Consider the following 20,028-nt stretch of genomic DNA (forward strand, 5'->3'; position numbering starts at 1 on the left):
CGGTGCTAGAATTATGCATTTCAGCAATACTGAAAATGCATCGACCATTCATTGCGAATGAAGCGGCGCCGTATTAGCTTCGCGTCATGAAGCTCGACGTCTGGCTCCGGCAGAACAAGATCGCGCGCAGCGCCTTCGCAAAGCAGGTCGGCCTGTCGCCGGCCAGCGTGACCGCGCTCTGCAACGACCCCGCCGCCTGGATCTCTCGCGAAAGCGCCGAGCGCATCACCGCCGCTACCGGCGGCGCCGTCACCCCCAATGATTTCCTCGGCCTGTCCGGGCCACGCGAGGCTGCCATGTCCAACAATGTCGCCGAGACCATCGAAGCCTTCGCCCGCGGCGAGATCGTCATCGTCACCGATGACGACGATCGCGAGAACGAAGGCGACCTCATCGTCGCCGCCTCGCTCTGCACGCCGGAGAAGATGGCCTTCATCATCCGCAACACCTGCGGCATCGTCTGCGCGCCGCTGACCGCGAGCGAGGCGCGGCGCCTGCGCCTCGATCCGATGGTCTCCTCGAACGATGCCCCGCTCGGCACCGCCTTCACCATCACGGTCGACGTCAAGCACGGGCTGACCACCGGCATCTCGGCCGAGCAGCGCACCAACACCGTGCGTGCGCTCGCCAACGGCAATATGGGCGCGGCCGATTTCGTCCGCCCCGGCCATGTCTTCCCGCTCATCGCCAAGGATGGCGGCGTGCTGATGCGCTCCGGCCATACCGAAGCCGCGGTCGACCTGTGCAAGCTCGCCGACCTCCCGCAGGTCGGTGTCATCTGCGAACTCGCCAATGACGACGGCACGGTGATGAAGGGCGCGCAGATCACCGCCTTCGCCGAGAAGCACGGTTTGAAGCAGATCACCGTCGCGGACCTGATCGCCTATCGCCAGTCGCGCGAGAAGCTGGTCGAGCGGGTGCATTCCTTCCCGGTCAAGACCGAGTTCGGCGACGTGACCGGCCACGTCTATGTCACGCCCTTCGACAACACCCAGCACTTCGCCTTCGTGATGGGCAAGCTCGGTGACGGCGAGAAGGTGCCGGCCCGTCTGCATCGCGCCGATGTCGTCGCCGACGTGCTCGGCGGTGGAAGCTCGGTCCAGTGCGCGCTGCGGCGCTTCCAGCAGGAAGGCAAGGGCGTGCTGATCTATCTGCGCGACGGCAGCGCCGGCGTGCCGGTCAAGAGCGTCGAGGATGAGAATTCCGACACGCTGCGCAGCCAGCAATGGCGCGAGGTCGGCCTTGGCGCTCAGATCCTGCGCGATCTCGGCGTCCGCTCGATCGTGAACCTCGCCTCCTCGCCGCGCTCCTTCGTCGGCCTCTCCGGCTTCGGCATCGAGATCGCCGGGACGGCGCCGCTGGAGTAGGCGCGGCGCTTCCGGCGCTCAGCCCTCCATCAGCGCCGAGACATGGGCGGCGGTCGATTTCGCCAGCGCGTCGAGATCGTAGCCGCCCTCCAGCACCGAGACGATCCGGCCGCCGGCATGGCGGTCGGCCGCTGCCATCAGCTTCTGGGTCGCCCAGGTGAAATCCGCCTCGCGCAGGTTGAGGCTGGCGAGCGGGTCGCGCCAATGCGCGTCGAACCCGGCCGAGATCACCACGAGATCGGGACGGAAGGCATCGAGACGCGGCAGGATCGCCGTCTCGAAGGCGTCGCGGAATTCGTCGGAGCCGTCGCCAGCCCGCAAGGGGGCATTGACGATCGTGCCCTGCGTGCCGCGCTCCATGGCCGAGCCGGTGCCGGGATAGAGCGGCATCTCGTGGACTGAGGCGTAGAGCGCCGAGGCATCGTCCCAGAAGATGTCCTGCGTGCCATTGCCGTGATGCACGTCCCAGTCGATCACGGCGACGCGCTCGGCGCCATGCGCCTTCTGCGCGTGGCGTGCCGCGATCGCGGCATGGTTGAAGAAGCAGAAGCCCATCGCGCGCTCGCGCTCGGCATGATGGCCGGGCGGGCGCATCGCGACGAAGGCATTGCGCGCCTTGCCGGCCATCACCTCGTTAACGGCTGCGACCGCGCCACCGACACCGCGCAGTGCCGCCTCGATCGTGCCGGGCGACATCAGCGTGTCCGCATCGACCTGGACGAAGCCCGTCGCAGGGGTGGAGGCGATCAGCGCCTGCGCATAGGATTCGGGATGACAGAGCGCGACCTGGTCGAGCGTGCCGAGCGGCGCTTCCAGCCGAATCAGGGCCGCGAATCGCTCAGCCTCGAGCGCCTGCTCGACCGCCTTGATCCTGTCGGCGCATTCGGGATGGCCCGCCGGCATCGCATGCGCGAGGCTGGCCGGGTGGGTGAAGAGCAGGGTCGTCAAAGCCGGTTACCCCTGCATCAAATCAGCCTGAAACGCCATGCGTGGCCGCTTTGCCACGCCAAACGGCCTTCTGAGCCCCGGAAACGGAACCGGATTGCACCATGGCCGTTTGAGGCCTAGTGCTTCGCCGAGCCGCCGCTTTTGGGGAAGCGCCCTGGCGATACGAAGCGTTAACGTTCGATTCATCATAAAGGCTGCCTTCGGGTCGGCTGGGTGGAGGCTATGAAGAAGACCGTTTTCGTCGCGCTGGCGCTGTCCGCCCTGCTGGGCGCCTGCCAGTATAAGAGCGTGGCCGCTCCGGAGCTGTCAGCCCGTGATGCTGAATATATCGCGCTCGTCCCCAAGTTCGACACTTACCTGCCCTATCTCCCCTACGAGATCGCCGATCCGACCGGGCAGCCGCCGGGCACGATCTACATCGATACCAAGGAAAAGTTCCTCTACCTCGTCCTGCCGAACAAGAAGGCGATCCGCTATGGCGTCGCCACCGGCGAGGAAGCCTATGGCTGGACCGGCGAGGCCGTCGTGCAGCGCAAGGCGGAATGGCCGCGCTGGACGCCGCCGGCCGAGATGATCAAGCGCTGGCCGCATCTGAAGCCGGTCGCCGGCGGCATGAATGGCGGCCCGGACAACCCGCTCGGTGCGCGCGCGCTCTATCTCTACCAGAACGGCCAGGACACGCTCTATCGCATCCACGGCACCAATGAGCCCGAGACGATCGGCCGCTCGGCCTCGTCGGGCTGCATCCGGATGCGCAATATCGACGTGATCGACCTGTTCAACCGCGTGCCCGCGGGCGCGAAGGTCATCGTCGTCTGATCGGTCGGACGATCCTGAGAATTAAGCGGGCGGCCTCCGGGCCGCCCGTTTTCGTTTGGGCATGCTTTTGGGTGAGCCACCTTTGTCATTCCGGGGCTTCGCGTAGCGAAGAACCCGGAACCCACGACCGGGCGAGCCTCTGCCCGATCAGTCAAGCGAAGCGCCGCACCCAGTCGTGGGTTCCGGGTTCAAGCCTGCGGCATGCCCCGGAATGACAGCGTGGCGCGCGCTGGGATGAGCTTGGGGTATCAACCCAAGAAAAAGGCCGGTGGGAGCAAGCTCCGCACCGGCCAAGTCATTGGGTCTCGAAGGGGAGGTTTCAGTCGATGAAACCGTGGCGGAGAACGCCTGGCAGATCGGCCCTGCGCGCTTCGCCGTGCTGCTTCAACGCAGGCGACATCTGTCGGGTTCCCGCGGCGACCGCCTGAATCGCGATCGGGCGGAAGAGGGTCGCATAGGTCGCCCGCGCCGTGGCGTCGTGGAAACCCTTGCGGACCGGTGTCGTGGACTGGGCGTCGCGTTGAAGCATGGCTCCTGACTCAAGCTGATGGACCTCGTGCCGGCGGCTCGCGCCTGCCGACCCCTCCATCTCTGATGCCTGATCGGGACGGCGCCGGGGCGCCTCTGTGATCTGTTCGTGGCGTTTTCGGGCGGCGATCTCCGATTTCGCCATATTGCTGAACACGAAAAAGGCCGGGCGCTGCCGCCCGGCCTTCGGTCTTTCTACGATCTTGGAGTGATCAGGTCAGCAGGCCTTCGGCCTTGGCCCAGTTCAGCGTCTTGTCGAGGGCGCGCTCGCAACGGTTGAACATTTCCTCGATCTCGGCCTCGTTGATCACGAGCGGCGGGCAGAAGGCGAGGCGGTCGCCCATGGCGCGGGTGATGAAGCCCTCTTCCAGCGCATAGGCCACGGCCTTGGCGCCGACGCCCTTCTTGCCCTCGAACGAGGCCTTGGTCTGCTTGTCCTTGACCAGCTCGGCGCCGCCGATCAGGCCGACGCCCTTGGCCTCGCCGACGAGCGGGTGGTCGCCCAGCTTGTTCAGGCGGCGCAGGAAGGTCGGCGAGACCTTCTCGACATGCTCGACGATCTTGTCGCGCTGGTAGATTTCCAGCGTCTTGACTGCGACGGCGCAGCCGACCGGATGGCCGGCATAGGTGTTGCCGTGGCCGAAGGTGCCGATCTTGCGGCTCTGGTCGACGAGCACGTCATAGATCTTGTCGTTCATCATCACGGCGCTGAGCGGGAAATAGGCCGAGGTGATCTGCTTGGCGAGCGAGATCGAGTCGGCGTTGAGCCCGTAGGTCTCGGTGCCGAACATCTTGCCCGTGCGGCCGAAGCCGGTGATGACCTCGTCCGAGATGAACAGGATGTCGTACTTGCCGAGCACGGCGTTGATCTTCTCGAAATAGCCCTCCGGCGGGATGATCGCGCCGCCGGCGCCCATGACGGGTTCGGCGATGAAGGCGGCGACCGTGTCCGGCCCCTCGCGCAGGATCATCTCTTCCAGCTCGGCGGCCAGCCGCGACGAGAAGTCCTGCTCGCTCTCGCCGGGCTCGGCGAAGCGGTAATGGTGCGGGCAGGAGGTGTGCAGGATGCCCGGCAGCGGCAGGTCGAAATCGATATGGTTGTTCGGCAGGCCGGTCAGCGAGGCCGAGGCGACGGTGACGCCGTGATAGCCCTTCAGCCGCGAGATGATCTTCTTTTTCTGCGGCCGGCCGAGCGCGTTGTTGAGATACCAGACGATCTTGACCTGGGTGTCGTTGGCGTCGGAGCCGGAGGCGCCATAGAACACCTTGGAGATCGGAACCGGAGCGATCTCCTTCAGCTTCTCGGCCAGCTCGATCGCCGGGTCATGGCTGCGCCCGCCGAAGATATGGGTGAAGGGCAGCTTCTTCATCTGCTCATAGGCGGTCTCGACCAGTTCCTGGTTCGAGTAGCCGAGCGAGGTGCACCAGAGCCCGGCCATGCCCTCGATATATTCCTTGCCGGCGGAATCGTAGACATAGATGCCCTTGCCGCTCTCCAGGATCAGCGGGCCCGTCTGCCGATGCGTGGCGAGGTTGGTATAGGGATGGACGAGGGTCTCGATATCCCTGACGGCGACATTCGACAGCATGATGGGCTCCCGGTTCTGTTTAATATTCTTGCCAGTGTAAGCTGAAGTGACCGCAAATGTTGAGCGATTTTGGTGCAGGGGACGGTAGACTCTGCCGCAGGGCGAGCGAAACGGAAAGGGTGCGCGCCAAACGGGCGTAATGGCCTGTCCGGGCGGCTCAGCGAGCGGCTGGCGGCGGGGTGAAACGACCGCCGAACTCTTCCAGCATCGCCCCGACGGCGATGGCCGTGCGGTCCTCGCCGAAGGGCGCGATGATCTGGACGCCGAGTGGCAGGCCGTCGCGCGAGCGCATGACCGGCGCCGACAGGGCCGGCAGGTCCGCTCCGGTCGCGAGCGCAGCCCAGAGCAGGAAGTCGAGATAGGGCCGCGGCTCGCCGTTCACGATGAGGCGCCGCGCATGGATATCCGCGCCATGGTCATGCGGGATCGCGGCAACCGGGGCCGGCGGGCAGAGCACGACGTCGTAGCGGGTGAAGAAGCTCGCCCATTGCCGCTTCTGGGCGAGGCGGCGCTGGTTGATCTGCTGGTAGAAGCCCGGCGTCATCCGGGCGCCACGCGCCTGCAAGGCCTGATGCGACAGGTCGTTCGGGCTGAAGCGGGCGGCTTGCGCCTGGATGCGGGCGCGCACCTTCGGCGGCAAGCCATAGGCGACGACGGCATGGTTCAGCAGTGCATAGACCTCGAACGCGTCGGTGAAGCGAACCGAGGGACGCGCCGTCTCGTCGATGATCGCGCCGGCCTCGGCCAAGCGGCGGGCGGCCTCGCGCACGGCATCGGATACCTCGCGATCCACCGGCGCGAAGGGATCGTCGGCCCAGAGCGCGACGCGCAGGCCTTTCGCGCTGGTCTGGCGGGGTGCGGGCAGGGCAGGCGAGGGCAAGGCAGTATCGCGCGGCCCGGCGATCACCGGCAGGATCAGGTCGAGGTCTTCGGCGGCGCGGGTGATCGGGCCGGCGACCATCAGGTCGACATTGCGCAAGGTGCGCCGCTCGGGCGGCGGCGGGATCGCGCCCCAGGTCGAGACCAGCCCCCAGCTCGTCTTGAGCCCGAACACGCCGCAGGCATGGGCCGGCCAGCGGATCGAGCTGCCGAGATCGGAGCCGAGCTCGAAGGCGCTCATGCCGGTCGCGACGGCAACCGCAGCCCCGCCCGACGAGCCGCCGGGCGAGCGCGTCTCGTCCCAGGGATTGTTGGTCACGCCATGGGCCGGGTTGTAGCTCTGGAAATCGCCGGAGAAGACGGGGACGTTCGTCTTGCCGATGATCACCACACCGGCGGCCCGCAGCCTGGCGACCGGGGCGGCATCATCAGCGGGAACACGCTCGCGATAGGCGGGCAAACCGCCGGAGGACGGCAAACCAGCGACGTCGAACGCGTCCTTGATCGTGATCGGCAGCCCTTCGAGCGGGCGGGCCGTGCCATTGGCGATGCGCTCGTCCGAAGCTTTCGCCATCGCGCGGGCGGCGTCGCGATCCTCGGTGACGATCGCGTTGAGGCGCGGGTTCAGCGTATCGATGCGGGCGAAGGTCGCTTCAAGGAGATCGGCGGCGCTGAAGCGACGGGCGAGCAGCGCTTGACGCAAGGCAGTGGCGGAGGCGGTCAGGTCGATGCCGTCGGCCATCGCCGCTCACTCGGCATCGACGGCGCGGGCGAGGTCGCGCCAGACCAGCACGAGCCGGTCGAGTTCGGCGAGGTCGTCCGGCTTCAGCTTGCCGAGCGTGCTGGCGACGAAATCGCGCTGGGCGGCGATGCCGGCCTCGGCGAGGCGGCGCCCTTCAGGCGTCAGATGCATCGCATAGGAACGCCGGTCGCCGGCAATCGCGCGGCGTTCGACCAGCCCGGCCTGCACCAGCCGGTCCACGAGGCCCGAGACATTGCCCTTGGTCACATAGAGTTTCTCGGCCAGCTCGCTCTGGCTGATGCCTTCCTGCTCGGTCAGGGTCGAGAGCAGGTCGAATTGCGGGATCGAGAGGCCGAGCGTGCGGATGCGCGCCGTCATCTGCATCAGCATGCGCTGGTGCAGCCGCAGGAAGCGGAACCAGACCCGGTCCGGTTCGGTCACAGCCTGTGGCACGGCTTTGGCTGCGGTCATGGCGTTCCCCCGCTCTTTGAAGGATCAGACCTAAACCATCTCGCGCGCGCAGGCGAGCCTTCGATCGGATGACTTTCCTTTCGCGGAAGCCGGTCGTTATCCTCCGGCAAAATGGATCTGGGAGGATATGCGCATGCTCGGCCTGATGCAGGACTGGCCCCTTCTGCTCCACCGCATCATCGACCACGCCGCCGTCCAGCACGGCACGCGCGAGGTGGTGAGCCGCGCCGTCGAGGATGGCGCTCTCAGGCGACGCAGCTATGTCCAGATTCGCAGCCGCGCGCTGACAGTGGCGAAGCGGCTGCAGAAAGACGGTATCGCGCTGGGAGACCGTGTCGCGACGCTGGCCTGGAACACCGATCGCCATCTCGAACTCTGGTACGGCATCAGCGGCATCGGCGCGATCACGCATACGGTGAATCCGCGGCTGTTCCCGGAGCAGATCGCCTGGATCATCAATCACGCGGAAGACCGTTTGCTCTTCCTCGACCTCACCTTCGTGCCGATGATCGAGGCGATCCAGGACAAGCTTCCGAGCATCGAGCGCTATATCGTCCTGACCGACGCCGCGCATATGCCGCAGACGAACCTCAAGGGCGCCGTCGCCTATGAGGATTGGCTGGCCGAGGCGGACGACGATTTCGCCTGGAGCCGATTCGACGAGAATACGGCGGCCGGGCTCTGCTACACCTCGGGCACGACCGGTGGGCCGAAGGGCGTGCTCTACTCGCACCGTTCGAACGTGCTGCACGCGCTTGCCTGTGCCGCGCCTGATTATATGGGCCTGTCGGCGCGCGACACGGTGATGCCCGTCGTGCCGCTCTTCCATGCCAATAGCTGGTCGCTGGCCTATTCCGCGCCGATGACCGGGGCCAAGCTGGTCATGCCGGGCGCCCGGCTCGACGGGCCTTCGCTGCACCAGTTGCTGGAGGAGGAGGGCGTGACCATGACGGCGGCGGTGCCGACCGTCTGGCTCGGGCTGCTCCAGCATCTGGAGGCGACCGGCGGCGGGCTCTCGACGCTGAAGCGCGTCGTCATCGGCGGCTCGGCCTGTCCGCGTGCGATGACCGAGGCTTTCGAACGCAAGTTCGGCGTCACCGTCGCCCATGCCTGGGGCATGACCGAGATGAGCCCGCTCGGCTCCTTCTGCTCGCTGAAGCCGGTCTATGAAGGACTTTCGGGCGACGCGCTCTACGATCTCAAGGTGAAGCAGGGCCATCCGCCCTTCACGGTCGAGTTCCGCCTCACCGACGATGCCGGCGCGGACCTGCCCTGGGACGGCAGGACCTTCGGTCGACTCAAGGTGCGCGGGCCGGCGGTCGCGGGCGCCTATTATCGCAACGAGGACGGCATCCTCGATGATCACGGCTTCTTCGACACCGGCGATGTCGCGACCATCGATCCCGCCGGCTACATGCAGGTCACCGACCGCTCCAAGGACGTCATCAAGTCCGGCGGCGAATGGATTTCCTCGATCGATCTGGAGAACCTCGCGGTCGGCCATCCCGATGTCGCGGAAGCCGCTGTGATCGGCATCGCCCATCCGAAATGGGACGAGCGACCGCTGCTGGTGATCGTGCCGAAGCCGGGGCGCAAGCCGGGCAAGGACGAGATGCTTGCCTTCATGACCGGCAAGATCGCGAAATGGTGGCTGCCGGACGATGTCGTGCTGGTCGAAGCCATCCCTCACACCGCGACCGGCAAGATCCAGAAGACGAAGCTGCGCGAGATGTTCAGCGATTATCGGCTGCCGGGCTAAAGGGCTGGCCCGGCCCGCTGCCTGGAAGCGCGAACGGCGCCCGAGAGGGCGCCGTTCCGATATTCTGGTCATGTCATTCCGGGGGCTGTTGCCTCAGAATTCCTCCCACCCGGCGTCCTGAACGCGGCCATTGGCGACCTTGCGCGGGGCGGAGCGGGACTGGACGAAGGCGGCTTCGGCGAGCTGGCGCAGACGCGCCGGTTCGTCGGATGCCATGGTTGCCTGGCTTGCCGCCACGCGCACCGGCGCCTTGGCACGCGGCGCCGTGGCTGGCTGGGCGTAACCCGCCTGGCCGGCCGCCTCGCGGCCGGTCTTGAACGCCGCGACCAGCGCGTTGAGCTGCTCGATCCGGCCGGAGAGCGAGCCGGCCGAGGCCGCGCTCTGCTCGGACAAGGCCGCGTTCTGCTGCGTCATCTCGTCGAGATGCGCCACGGCCTGGCTCATCTCGTCGATGCCGTTGGCCTGCTCGCCCGAGGCCGCCGAGATATCGGCGATCGTCGCCGCGACCTTCTGCGAGGCCGCGAGGATGCGGGCGAGCTGATCGCCGGCCTGCCGCACCAGCTTCACGCCCTCGCCGACCTCGACATTGGACGAGGAGATCAGCCCGGAAATGTCCTTGGCCGCGGAGCTGGAGCGCTGCGCCAGCGTGCGCACTTCCGAGGCGACGACGGCGAAGCCCTTGCCGGCATCGCCGGCACGGGCCGCCTCGACCGCGGCGTTGAGCGCCAGCAGGTTGGTCTGGAAGGCGATGTCGTCGATGACGCGGATGATGTCGGAGATCTTCTGCGAGGCGGTCTCGATCCGGGCCATGGCATCGACCGCCTGGCCGGCGATGGTGCCGCCGCTCTCGGCTGCCTGCATCGCCTCGTCGGCGATCCGCGCGGCATCCTTCGAGGCCTGGGCCGAAGCCTTGACCGAGGCCGCGAGCTCCTCGGTCGTGGCGGCGGTCTCCTCCAGCGAGGAGGCCTGCTCTTCGGTGCGCTTCGACAGATCGTCGGCGCCCATGTTGATCTCGCGTGCGGCAAGGCCCACATCGGCCGAGGTCGTCTGGATCGTCGCCACCGTGTCCGAGAGACGGTCAACCGTCTCGTTGATCGCGCCCTTCAGGTCGGCGAAGCGGCCGCGATAGGTGGTCTCGACCCGATTGGTCAGGTCGCCACCCGCGATCGCCGACAGGGCTTCCGCGAACTCCGTCGTCGCGCCGTCGACCACCGCGTTGATCTCGTTGATGCCCTCGACGAGCTCCTTCAGCGGGCCTTCCATGCCGCCGACCTGCGCCTTGCCGGAGAAATTGCCCTCGCGCGCATCGGCGACGATGGTGGCGACTTCGCCGAGCAGCTTCTGGACATGGGCGGCCTGTTCGGCATCGGCGAGCATGGCGAGTTCGCGGTCGCGCCGGTTCTGTTCGAGGGCGAGTGCGTTCTCGCGGTAGATTTCGAGCGCGCCGCTCAGCGCGCCGATCTCGTCCGGCGAGGGGGCGGCCGGGATGGCCTTGGCGAAATTGCCCTGCTGCATCTCGTCCAGCGCGGATTTCAGCGAGACCAGCGGCCGCGCGATCCGGCGCTGCACGCCACGCAGGCTCATCACGCAGATCGCGAGCAGGGTGGCCAGCAGCGCGGCGACGATGCCGAGCTTGATCCAGGCGGCGTTGAGCTTCTTGTCGGTCCGCACGACCATGTCGTCGAGCGACTGGGTGACGGCCGAGACGATGGCGGTGAACGGCGCATTGCACTGCTTCGTCCACTCTTCTGCCGCGATGACGGGGCCGGCTCCCTGGCCGAGCTTGCCGATCAGCTCGTCCATCTTGCGGTTCGAGGCCTCGACCTCGGCCGACATCACGCCGACCTTCCGGGCGAGCTCGCTGCCGACGCCGGGGCGGGAGGCGAGCTGCTTCAATGTTTCGCCGGAGGTGTTGGAGACGCCGCGCAATTCGCCGAGCCTGCGGATCTGCGCGGTTTCCAGCGCCTTGCCCGAGCCGAAGACCGGGCGGAGCACCGAGCACTGCGTGCCGTAATTCGAGCGCACGTCCCAGCCGGCCGATTTGAAGCCCTGCAGGTCGGCGAGGATCGGGTCGGCGAGGCGGGCGGCGTTGGAGGTCTCGTCCGAGGCCTTGACGATGGCGGCCTCGATCGCGCCGATGCCGTTATACCAGGGCATGGTCGCAGCAAGGCTGCGCTGCGCCTTCGGCTTCGACGCCTCGGCATAGAGATCGGCCATCCGGGCGTCGGTCAGCTTCTGCTGTTGCAGGATGCCGGCGATCAGCTCCTGGCGGCCCGGCAGGCCGGTCTCGCCGAGCTGCGCGACCGCGTCAGCGATGCGGCTGCGATTGCTCTCCTCGATCTGCTTCAGCGTCGCGGCCGGATCGTCGGCGACCTGGATGCTGGTCTGGGCCTGGCCGCGCGCGGTGCGGATCGCGTTGCCGGCGAGCAGCAGGGCCTTGTCGGCCTCGACCAGCTCGGCCAGCTCCATGTTCGTGCGCACATCCGAGATGGACTGGTACGCCATGTAGCCCAGCGCCCCGATGCCGGGCACGCACAGGCACGCCATGGTCGCGACGAGATAGTTCTGGATCGACGAGGGGAAGAATTTCACGGCGGCACTCGGGCGTGACAGGCGGCGATAAGGCGGTGACGAAGGCGGGGGGCAGGCCGCAGCCTGACCTCGTTCCACCGTTTTATTGCCGATTTGATTAAGATTACGCTTAGCGTGTCCCGCAGCTTGCCTTCCGGTTGCGCGACGGGCACGAAAGGGCATGCACCGCCGTCTCGTCTTCGAGGAACCGGTTTCGCGCGCGGCCGTCTGGAGCCGGCGGCTGGCCTGGTTTTCCTGTGCGGTGCTGTTGCTGTCCCTGCTGCTCGTGCGATTGCGGGAACCAAGCATCGAGGGGCTTGCGCCGGTTGCCGGCGCCTATGTTCTCGTGCTTGCGGCGCTCGGCCTCGCCATCCTCGCCTTCATCCGCATCTGGCATTCCGGCCATCGCGGCGTCGGCAAGGCGGCAGGCGCGATGCTGCTGTCGCTCATCCTGCTCGCGCCGGCCGGCTATGTCGCGGTCCGGCTCGTGACCCGGCCGGCTCTCGCCGATGTCTCGACCGATATCGACGATCCGCCCGCCTTCAGCCGCTCGCAGGCCGCGCTGACCGCGCGCGTCGGGCGGGTTCCGCCCGATCTTCCCGCCGAGCGCCGGCGCCTGCAGCGGCAGGCCTATCCCAAGGCCGTGCCGATCCTGCTCGAACTGCCGGCAGACGCTGCCTTCGATCTTGCCAGACGGGCGGCGCTGGGTCTCGGCTGGCAGGTGCTGGAGACGGCGCGCCCGGGTGGGCGTAGCGGGGCCGGGCGGGTCGAGGCCGTCGCGCGCGGCCGCATCCTGCGCTTCTCCGAGGACATCACCATCCGCATCCGGCCGCGCGTCGATGGCAGCCGGATCGACATCCGCTCCGCCTCGCGCCTCGGCAGCCACGATCTCGGCGCGAACGCAGCCCGGATCGCGGCCTTCGCCGACGAGATCGAGCTTCTGACCGAGAGCCGCTGAGGGGGCGCGTCAGGCGAGCCTGTAGCGGCTGGCGAGAGCGGGAATGGCGTCGCTGGACAGGACGGTGCCGCGCAGGACGAGGTCCTCGAGCTGCGCCAGCACGGAGAGCGCGGCAGCCCCGTGCAGGGCCGGCGCCAGGCCCTGATAGATCACCGGCACCATCGCGGCGATCGTCTCGTCGCCTGCGCCGAGCCGGTTGAGGATCGCGGCCTCGCGCTGGCGCCGATGCTGGACGAGCCCGCGCAGGAAACGCTGCGGCTCGGTGACCGGGCCGCCATGGCCCGGCCAGTAGCGGGCATGCTCCAGCCCGCGCAGCTTCTCGATCGAGGCCATATAGGCCGCCATCGAACCGTCCGGCGGAGCGACCACCGAGGTCGACCAGGCCATGACATGATCGCCGGAGAACAACGTCGCTTCCTCGGCCAGCGTGAAGGCGAGATGGTTGGCGGTGTGGCCCGGCGTCTCGACCGCGGCGAGGCTCCAGCCGGGTCCGGAAACGGCGTCGCCGTCGCGCATTTCCTGGTCCGGCGCGAAATCGGTATCGGCGGCGGCGTCGAGCACGCGGCCCTCGCCGGGGCCGAGCTGCCGCGAGGGGCGATGCGGCCCGCAGCCCACCACCGTCGCGCCGGTCGCGGCCTGCAGCGCCGGCACGGCCGGGGAATGGTCGCGATGCGTGTGCGTCACGACGATATGGCTGACCGTCTCGCCGCGAACCGCCGCCAGCAGGCGCTCGACATGGCCGGCATCGTCCGGGCCGGGATCGATGATCGCGACGGTGCCGCGGCCGACGATATAGGAACAGGTCCCGGTGAAGGTCATCGGCCCGCTATTGCCGGCGATGATCCGGCGCACCAGCGGGGACAGGCTGGCGACCGTGCCGGCTTCCGTCGTCGCGCTGCGGTCGAACTCGATCTCGTCGCTCATTTCTGGCGATGCGGCTTCAGCTGGTCGACTTGCCGCTGCAGCTCTTGGTATCATAGGGCCCGAACAGCGGGCTGAAATTGCCGCATTTGTCGCAGCCGGACAGGAAAACGGCCAGTCCGAGGATGCCGGCAAGGAGGGTAATGCGCTTCATGGCCCAACCATTCGATTCATTGCAGCCGTAGTCTAGAGGCTGGTCGAGCCGGATGACAGGGGCCATTCGGGCGCGAAAATGCGCTCAAAGTCCGAGATCGGCAAGCCAGCCCAGGATGCAGATCGCTGAAATCGCGATCAGGGCGAGGGTGGCTTTGGCGTCGGTCGGGCAGTCGCGCAGCATGTCGGTCTCCGTTTCGGGGCCGACGCAATAGTCGTGCCGTTTGACGGATGGGTGACGGTCGGCCGAAGCGCCGAGGCCGCGCGCGCCTGCTGAGGCATGAATTGACCGTTTCTTAACGCTGCGCCTTAGCCGCGCATTAAGCGGGCAACTGGATCATCGTCGTCGGAACAGAAGTTCCGGGATTGCCTAGGATGGCACGATGCTGACCGCGATGACGATCATGCTTGGGTGCCTCGGCATCTTCCTCGAACTGGCCGATCGCGCCCCTACCCTCGAATGGCACGATTGAGCGCTAACGAGGCCTACCCGAACAGCAGGCGCCAGGTGCCGTAGCCGAGCAGAGCGAGCCAGCTCGCCTGCCCGACGACGATGACGCCGGCCAGCAGCAGGGCCACGGCCTGCTCGGAAAGGACCTGAGGTCGGTGGCCTTGTGCCACCCCGAATTCGATCTGTGTCATTGTGGTTCGGTTTCCTTCCTCGCCTCGGGGATTCCGCACATTTCGTGCCAACCGCCGGGAGCCCTCGTCGGCGGCATCGCATCCTTCACGGGCAACCGTTGGCCGGGCATCACCACCCTGGCGCCTCCACGAGCTCTGGCTGCACTGCAGCGACGATTGCTGCGAATGCGAATGCATTTTGATGTTATTGTCGGTCCAAACGAGAGACGTTCCGGCGTCCGGAGGGTGGAATGCTGACAATCGCGATGTGTTTTGCGGCCTGCATCGCTATTTTCCTCGAGATGGCGGATCGGGCTCCGATCATCGAGTGAAACGCCGGGAGCGTGAGCCAACGCTCTGCCCAGGCGGTTTGAGCGAGCGCGTCTCTATTGCGCCGACGAAGCGGTCGGCGAACAAGCCCTCTTGATCACCGGTGTTCGATCGCACGATGGACGTGCCGTTTCGTTCATGCCCTTGCCGAAGCCGGGCAGTGGGCTCGGGGCGACGTCCGGTGCCTTGCCGGCTTCCCTGAAGGTGCGGCCCTTGTCCCTGGCGCGTGATTCCTGCTGAGGGGTCAGACGGTCCGGACGTCGATCGCGAGCATTCCGGCATTGCGCGCGGCCTCCAGGCCTTGCGGCGAATCCTCGAAGACGCAGCACTTCGTCGGCTCGATCCCAAGGCGGCGAGCGGCCTCGAGGAACAGGTCCGGCGCGGGTTTCGGCCTGGTGACGTCCTCGATGGTGACGACGGTCGCGAACAGTTTGGTCAGGCCGGTCGCTTCGAGGCAGGCTGAAACGATCTGGCGCGAGCCGCCGGAGGCGACCGCCATCGAAAGGCTGCCCTGGTGGGTCCGGGCAATGCCGGCAATCGCGGTGATCTCCTGCACCGCAGCGATATCCATGAGGAATTTCCGGCGCATCAGGTCGATGACGTGCTCCCGATCAACCGTGACGCCGTGGTCGGCGTCGAACTGGTCCATGAGCGCATGTTCGGAATAGCCGGCGCGTTCCAGATACCAGTCGCGCTCCATGGCCTGCCCGGACGGTTGGAAGCCATGGGCCCAGGCGCTGGCATAGATCGGCAAGGTGTCGACGAGCGTGCCGTCGCAATCGAAGATGAGCGCTTCAATGCTCGCTGGAATGTCGAATGTGCTTGCCATCGGGTGGCTATAGCGCTGACGGCGCGGAACGTTCAAGCCGCAGTCTGGCCTGCTGAAGCCGGTGGATCATCGTGGCCGACTGGGCGTGAAGCCGCGGGCCGGGAGCACGCGGTGGAAGCACGGCGATGGGGACGCGTGAAACGCTCGGCATACCTGCCGGTCAAAGAAAAAGGCCCCGAAGGGCCGATTTTCTAGTATCTTGATAGTTATCGGGAAATTTTGGTCGGAGTGGCAGGATTTGAACCTGCGACCCCCTCGTCCCGAACGAGGTGCTCTACCAGGCTGAGCCACACTCCGATCCGCTGGTGGCCGGCTTATAGCCAGCACGCGGCTTCGGCGCAACAGGCTCTTTGCAGGTTGTGGAGGAATTCTTGCTGCGCCTGCGGGAACAAGGCCGCTTGACGGTTGCGCGTTGCGGCGCCGCGTTCTAGAAGGCGCCGCACATTGGGGCGTCGCCAAGTGGTAAGGCAGCGGTTTTTGGTACCGCCATTCCCAGGTTCGAATCCTGGCGCCCCAGCCAAGCGCTTCGGATCTTTGTAGAAGCGCACCCTGCATAGCCCTTGTGGAAAAGTCGAAGGCGGCGCGTAAGGCTTCCGCCGGGAAACAACGATGCGCGCCGTGCCCTTGCCTCAATCGGGCATTCAAAGGGCCGCGCAGCAAACCACTCAGGCGAGGCGCCCGGCAATCGGGCGGCAATCCCCGCCTGATGAACGCCAGCCAACAATCCGGTTCATGAACCGTTGGCCTGTTGGCGCGTTTAATGTGGTCAGTTCAAGGAGACAGCTTATGCGTAAATTCCTCACCCTCGCCGCTCTGGGCATCGGCATGGCGCTGGCGGCCCCGGCGATGGCCTCGCAGGATCTGCCGGCATCGACTGCCCAGCGGCTGGACCAGCAGGACGCGGAATACACCTGGTCGGCGGCTGCCGAACGGCGCCACATGATCATGCGCGAGACCCAGCGCCAGCAGCGCTATGGCCGCGGCGGCTACGGGCCTGGCCCCCGTCATGGCTATTACGGCCGGGGCTACGGCTATGGTCCGCGCCCCGGATACGGGCCGCGCCCGGGGTATTATCGCCGCCATCCTGGCTGGTAAGCGGCCCTCGCCGGCCAAGATTCCTGATGATCAGCGGCCCGGAAACGGGCCGCTTTTCTATTGGAGCGGCGGGGTCGGCAGCGGATTTGCGTCACCATCCCGCCGCCGCAGCATGGCGTGCTCCTCGCGAACGATCTCGCCAATCTCGATGAAATGCTGGGCAAGCGGATTCGTCCTGCGCCAGACCAGCCCGATGCTGCGTGCCGGCCGCGGCTCGGCCAGCCGCGCGATGCTGACCTCGACCGCTGAGGTTTCCGCAGCGATCGCCATTTCCGGGATCAGCGTCACGCCCATGCCGGCGCCGACCATGCGCACCAGCGTCGCCAGCGAACTGCCTTCCATGGGGTCCTGCGCCAACCCCGGTGCCATGTTGCAGAAGGCCAGCGCCTGGTCGCGGAAGCAGTGACCTTCCTCCAGCAGCAGCAGGCGCATCGCGCGCAGGCTTTCGACGCCCGGCGGCGGCCTGTTCTGGTCGGCGAGTGGCCTGACGAGGACGAATTCCTCGTCGAACAGCGGATGATGCTGCAAGGAAGGTTCCGAGGCCGGCAGGGCCATGACGGCGACATCGAGCCCGCCGGAGATCAGGTCTTCCGTCAGCTTGCCGGTAACCGCCTCGCGGGGGCGCAGGTCGACCGCCGGGAAGCGCTCGGTCAATCGCCGGATCACGGCCGGCAGGAGATAGGGCGCGACGGTCGGGATCATGCCAAGCCGCAGGCGGCCGCCCAAGGACGGGTTGGAAGCGCGCGCAAGATCCGCCAATTCGTCGACCGAGCGCAGGATCTGCCGGGCCCGCCCGGCAAAGGTCTCGCCGAGGCTGGTCAGGCGGATCTGGCGGCGATCACGCTCGACCAGTTGCGCGCCGAGCAGATCCTCCAGGTCCTTGATCTGTAGCGACAGCGCCGGCTGGCTGATCGCGCAGGCATCCGCTGCGCGGCCGAAATGCCGATGCTGGGCCAAAGCTGAGAAATAGCGGAGATGCTTGATCGAGATCATTTGAAAAATTTATCGTAATCATTTGAAAATTCAAGTTCTCATTATGATAGCTTTTCCCTAGAACCATTCGAATGGAACGGCGCGGCATCGGCTTCGGGCGGATGCGGGAGGCGCCGTCTTCCGGCGCGAGGCGTCAGGCGCCTTCCGGAAAGACCCGATTCAGCAGGCTCCGAAGGGGGATATCATGGACGGCAGCGACGTGAAGAAGGCCGGCAAGTGCCCGGTCATGCATGGCGGGATGACCCAGACCGGCGGTTCCGTCACCAGCTGGTGGCCGAACGCCCTGAACCTGGACATCCTTCACCAGCAGGACAGCAAGACCAATCCGCTCGGCAAGGACTTCAACTATCGCGAGGAGCTGAAGAAGCTCGACGTCGCCGCGCTGAAGAACGACCTGCGCGCGCTGATGACCGACAGCCAGGAGTGGTGGCCGGCCGACTGGGGCAGCTATGTCGGCACCATGGCCCGCATGACCTGGCATGCCGCCGGCACCTATCGCATCTCCGACGGCCGTGGTGGCGCCGGCACCGGCAACCAGCGCTTCGCGCCGCTGAACTCCTGGCCGGACAACGCCAATACCGACAAGCCGCGCCGCCTGCTCTGGCCGATCAAGAAGAAATACGGCAACCGCGTCAGCTGGGCCGACCTGATCGCGCTCGCCGGCACGATCGCCTATGAGGTCGCGGGCCTGAAGACCTTCGGCTTCGCCTTCGGCCGCGAGGACATCTGGCACCCCGAGAAGGACATCTACTGGGGCGAGGAGAAGGAGTGGCTGGCGCCGAGCGACAATCGCTATGGCGACGTCGCTGATGCCAAGACGCTGGCGAACCCGCTGGCCGCCGTCCAGATGGGCCTGATCTACGTCAACCCGGAAGGCGTGAACGGCAAGCCGGACCCGCTCAAGACCGCCGCGATGATGCGCGAGACCTTCGCGCGCATGGCGATGGACGACGAGGAAACCGTCGCTCTGACCGCCGGCGGCCACACCATCGGCAAGAGCCATGGCAATGGCGATGCGGCCAATCTCAGCCCGGCGCCGGAAGGCGGCTCGCTTGAGGACCAGGGCCTGGGCTGGATGAACCGGAAGGGCCGCGGCATCGGCCGCGATCAGGTCGTCAGCGGCATCGAGGGTGCCTGGACCACCCATCCGACGCGCTGGGACAACGGCTTCTTCGAGATGCTTTTCCGCCATGACTGGGAGCTGCGCAAGTCGCCGGCCGGCGCCTGGCAGTACGAGCCGGTCTCGATTGCCGATGCGGACAAGCCGGTCGATGTGGAGGACGCCGCGATCCGCCACAACCCGATGATGACCGATGCCGACATGGCCCTGAAGGTCGATCCGGCCTACCGGGCGATCTCGGAGCGTTTCCTCAACGATTTCGACGCGTTCTCGGATGCCTTCGCCCGCGCCTGGTTCAAGCTGACCCATCGCGATCTCGGTCCGAAATCGCGTTATTTCGGCCGGGACGTCCCGTCCGAGGAGCTGATCTGGCAGGACCCGGTCCCGGCCGGCCGCGTCGGCTACGATGTCGGCGCCGTCAAGGCGAAGATCGCTGAAAGCGGCCTGTCGACGGCCGATCTCGTCTCGACCGCCTGGGACAGCGCTCGCACCTTCCGCGGCTCGGACAAGCGCGGCGGCAGTAACGGCGCCCGCATCCGCCTCGCTCCCCAGAAGGACTGGGCCGGCAACGAGCCGGCGCGTCTGGCGCGGGTTCTCTCGGTTCTGGAGCCGATTGCAGCGGCGACCGGCGCGAGCGTCGCCGACGTCATCGTGCTCGCCGGCAATGTCGGCGTCGAAAAGGCGGCCAAGGCTGCTGGCTTCGACGTGACCGTGCCCTTCGTACCGGGGCGTGGCGACGCCAGCGCCGCGCAGACCGACGCGGATTCCTTCGCCCCGCTGGAGCCGCTCGCCGACGGTTTCCGCAACTGGCAGAAGGAAGCCTATGTCGTCACCGGCGAGGAAATGCTGCTCGACCGGGCCCAGCTGCTCGGCTTGACGGCGGCGGAGATGACGGTGTTGCTCGGCGGCATGCGCGTGCTCGGCACCAACCATGGCGGCACGAAGCATGGCGTGTTCACCGACCGTGTCGGCGCGCTGACCAGCGACTTCTTCGCCAACCTCACCGACATGCAATACAGCTGGGTGCCGACCGCTGACGGCCTCTACGAGATCCGCGACCGCAAGACCGGCGCGGTGAAGTGGACCGCCAGCCGCGTCGATCTCGTCTTCGGCTCGAACTCGGTGCTGCGCGCCTATGCCGAGGTCTATGCCCAGGACGACAATGCCCGGAAGTTCGTCGACGATTTCGTCGCCGCCTGGGCCAAGGTGATGAACGCGGACCGCGCCGACGCGGCCTGATCGGCATCTCGCCATAACGCTTTGTCATAAGCCCCGCCGGCCCAACCGGCGGGGCTTTTCGTTGGGGTGATGCATTTGGCGAGGCTTGGAGCCTCC

At 66.8% G+C, this 20,028-nt stretch carries 17 protein-coding genes and 2 tRNA genes; 7 read left to right on the plus strand and 12 right to left on the minus strand.

The genetic code is table 11. The annotated features are described in order from the left end of the window. Positions 1–86 precede the first annotated feature (86 nt). Positions 87–1,367, plus strand: a complete 1,281-nt coding sequence (gene ribB / locus AC07NY_RS11545; protein WP_492287631.1) for a 3,4-dihydroxy-2-butanone-4-phosphate synthase — start codon at positions 87–89, stop codon at positions 1,365–1,367. Between the two features lie 18 nt (positions 1,368–1,385). Here the strand turns inward: ribB and AC07NY_RS11550 are convergent, their stop codons facing one another. After that, entirely contained in the window at positions 1,386–2,315 is a 930-nt protein-coding gene (locus AC07NY_RS11550) for a histone deacetylase family protein (RefSeq protein ID WP_494583957.1), read from the minus strand. A gap of 222 nt (positions 2,316–2,537) precedes the next feature. Here AC07NY_RS11550 and AC07NY_RS11555 point away from each other — a divergent pair, with 222 nt between their 5' ends. Then, positions 2,538–3,134 carry a L,D-transpeptidase gene (locus AC07NY_RS11555; protein WP_492287633.1) on the plus strand — a complete coding sequence of 199 codons (597 nt, stop codon included), beginning with the start codon at positions 2,538–2,540 and terminating at the stop codon, positions 3,132–3,134. Positions 3,135–3,453: 319 nt separating this feature from the next. Here AC07NY_RS11555 and AC07NY_RS11560 read toward each other — a convergent pair whose 3' ends face one another. The 4 genes from AC07NY_RS11560 to AC07NY_RS11575 all read right to left on the minus strand — a co-directional run bounded on the left by AC07NY_RS11560 (position 3,454) and on the right by AC07NY_RS11575 (position 7,343). Beyond that, positions 3,454–3,819: a hypothetical protein gene (locus AC07NY_RS11560; RefSeq protein ID WP_494583958.1), complete on the minus strand. Its 366-nt coding sequence runs from the start codon at positions 3,817–3,819 to the stop codon at positions 3,454–3,456. 55 nt (positions 3,820–3,874) lie between these two features. Next, positions 3,875–5,251, minus strand: a complete 1,377-nt coding sequence (locus AC07NY_RS11565; RefSeq protein ID WP_492287635.1) for an aspartate aminotransferase family protein — start codon at positions 5,249–5,251, stop codon at positions 3,875–3,877. Between the two features lie 157 nt (positions 5,252–5,408). Beyond that, entirely contained in the window at positions 5,409–6,872 is a 1,464-nt protein-coding gene (locus tag AC07NY_RS11570; protein WP_494583959.1) for an amidase, read from the minus strand. Between the two features lie 6 nt (positions 6,873–6,878). Then, on the minus strand, positions 6,879–7,343 hold the full coding sequence (locus tag AC07NY_RS11575; protein ID WP_492287637.1) for a MarR family winged helix-turn-helix transcriptional regulator: 465 nt from the start codon (positions 7,341–7,343) through the stop codon (positions 6,879–6,881). A gap of 133 nt (positions 7,344–7,476) precedes the next feature. Here AC07NY_RS11575 and AC07NY_RS11580 point away from each other — a divergent pair, with 133 nt between their 5' ends. Beyond that, complete coding sequence (locus tag AC07NY_RS11580) at positions 7,477–9,102, plus strand: long-chain-fatty-acid--CoA ligase (RefSeq protein ID WP_494583960.1); 1,626 nt, start codon at positions 7,477–7,479, stop codon at positions 9,100–9,102. A 93-nt stretch (positions 9,103–9,195) separates the two neighbouring features. On the opposite strand, the gene AC07NY_RS11585 is transcribed toward AC07NY_RS11580, so the two are convergent. Continuing rightward, on the minus strand, positions 9,196–11,694 hold the full coding sequence (locus tag AC07NY_RS11585) for a methyl-accepting chemotaxis protein (protein WP_494583961.1): 2,499 nt from the start codon (positions 11,692–11,694) through the stop codon (positions 9,196–9,198). A 160-nt stretch (positions 11,695–11,854) separates the two neighbouring features. Here AC07NY_RS11585 and AC07NY_RS11590 point away from each other — a divergent pair, with 160 nt between their 5' ends. Further along, entirely contained in the window at positions 11,855–12,631 is a 777-nt protein-coding gene (locus AC07NY_RS11590; protein ID WP_494583962.1) for a DUF1499 domain-containing protein, read from the plus strand. Positions 12,632–12,640: 9 nt separating this feature from the next. Here AC07NY_RS11590 and AC07NY_RS11595 read toward each other — a convergent pair whose 3' ends face one another. The 5 genes from AC07NY_RS11595 to AC07NY_RS11615 all read right to left on the minus strand — a co-directional run bounded on the left by AC07NY_RS11595 (position 12,641) and on the right by AC07NY_RS11615 (position 15,782). Beyond that, positions 12,641–13,555, minus strand: coding sequence for an MBL fold metallo-hydrolase (locus AC07NY_RS11595; RefSeq protein WP_494583963.1), 915 nt, complete (start codon positions 13,553–13,555; stop codon positions 12,641–12,643). Positions 13,556–13,571: 16 nt separating this feature from the next. Further along, the gene (locus tag AC07NY_RS11600; RefSeq protein WP_494583964.1) at positions 13,572–13,706 is read right to left on the minus strand and encodes a hypothetical protein; all 135 of its coding nucleotides are present in this window, start codon (positions 13,704–13,706) and stop codon (positions 13,572–13,574) included. A gap of 485 nt (positions 13,707–14,191) precedes the next feature. After that, on the minus strand, positions 14,192–14,347 hold the full coding sequence (locus AC07NY_RS11605; RefSeq protein WP_494583965.1) for a hypothetical protein: 156 nt from the start codon (positions 14,345–14,347) through the stop codon (positions 14,192–14,194). A 553-nt stretch (positions 14,348–14,900) separates the two neighbouring features. Further along, complete coding sequence (locus AC07NY_RS11610) at positions 14,901–15,485, minus strand: HAD family hydrolase (RefSeq protein WP_494583966.1); 585 nt, start codon at positions 15,483–15,485, stop codon at positions 14,901–14,903. Between the two features lie 220 nt (positions 15,486–15,705). Next, positions 15,706–15,782, minus strand: a tRNA-Pro gene (locus tag AC07NY_RS11615). A 148-nt stretch (positions 15,783–15,930) separates the two neighbouring features. Here AC07NY_RS11615 and AC07NY_RS11620 point away from each other — a divergent pair. Further along, positions 15,931–16,005: transfer RNA gene (locus tag AC07NY_RS11620), tRNA-Gln, on the plus strand. Positions 16,006–16,271: 266 nt separating this feature from the next. Beyond that, positions 16,272–16,580 (plus strand): hypothetical protein, encoded by a 309-nt coding sequence (locus tag AC07NY_RS11625; protein ID WP_492284708.1) that lies wholly within the window; start codon positions 16,272–16,274, stop codon positions 16,578–16,580. 57 nt (positions 16,581–16,637) lie between these two features. Here the strand turns inward: AC07NY_RS11625 and AC07NY_RS11630 are convergent, their stop codons facing one another. Continuing rightward, positions 16,638–17,573 carry a hydrogen peroxide-inducible genes activator gene (locus AC07NY_RS11630; protein WP_494583967.1) on the minus strand — a complete coding sequence of 312 codons (936 nt, stop codon included), beginning with the start codon at positions 17,571–17,573 and terminating at the stop codon, positions 16,638–16,640. A 184-nt stretch (positions 17,574–17,757) separates the two neighbouring features. Between AC07NY_RS11630 and katG the strand changes: the two genes are divergently transcribed. After that, positions 17,758–19,932 (plus strand): catalase/peroxidase HPI, encoded by a 2,175-nt coding sequence (gene katG / locus AC07NY_RS11635; protein WP_494583968.1) that lies wholly within the window; start codon positions 17,758–17,760, stop codon positions 19,930–19,932. Positions 19,933–20,028: the final 96 nt, after the last annotated feature.

It is taken from the genome of Allobosea sp. GW821-FHT09G06 (assembly GCF_059416005.1).

Coding starts and splice junctions, on each gene's coding strand:
- ribB (WP_492287631.1), top strand. CDS start 87: ATGAAGCTCGACGTCTGGCTCCGGCAGAACAAGATCGCGCGCAGCGCC.
- AC07NY_RS11555 (WP_492287633.1), top strand. CDS start 2,538: ATGAAGAAGACCGTTTTCGTCGCGCTGGCGCTGTCCGCCCTGCTGGGC.
- AC07NY_RS11565 (WP_492287635.1), bottom strand. CDS start 5,251: ATGCTGTCGAATGTCGCCGTCAGGGATATCGAGACCCTCGTCCATCCC.
- AC07NY_RS11570 (WP_494583959.1), bottom strand. CDS start 6,872: ATGGCCGACGGCATCGACCTGACCGCCTCCGCCACTGCCTTGCGTCAA.
- AC07NY_RS11575 (WP_492287637.1), bottom strand. CDS start 7,343: ATGACCGCAGCCAAAGCCGTGCCACAGGCTGTGACCGAACCGGACCGG.
- AC07NY_RS11580 (WP_494583960.1), top strand. CDS start 7,477: ATGCTCGGCCTGATGCAGGACTGGCCCCTTCTGCTCCACCGCATCATC.
- AC07NY_RS11590 (WP_494583962.1), top strand. CDS start 11,855: ATGCACCGCCGTCTCGTCTTCGAGGAACCGGTTTCGCGCGCGGCCGTC.
- AC07NY_RS11595 (WP_494583963.1), bottom strand. CDS start 13,555: ATGAGCGACGAGATCGAGTTCGACCGCAGCGCGACGACGGAAGCCGGC.
- AC07NY_RS11600 (WP_494583964.1), bottom strand. CDS start 13,706: ATGAAGCGCATTACCCTCCTTGCCGGCATCCTCGGACTGGCCGTTTTC.
- AC07NY_RS11605 (WP_494583965.1), bottom strand. CDS start 14,347: ATGACACAGATCGAATTCGGGGTGGCACAAGGCCACCGACCTCAGGTC.
- AC07NY_RS11610 (WP_494583966.1), bottom strand. CDS start 15,485: ATGGCAAGCACATTCGACATTCCAGCGAGCATTGAAGCGCTCATCTTC.
- AC07NY_RS11625 (WP_492284708.1), top strand. CDS start 16,272: ATGCGTAAATTCCTCACCCTCGCCGCTCTGGGCATCGGCATGGCGCTG.
- AC07NY_RS11630 (WP_494583967.1), bottom strand. CDS start 17,573: ATGATCTCGATCAAGCATCTCCGCTATTTCTCAGCTTTGGCCCAGCAT.
- katG (WP_494583968.1), top strand. CDS start 17,758: ATGGACGGCAGCGACGTGAAGAAGGCCGGCAAGTGCCCGGTCATGCAT.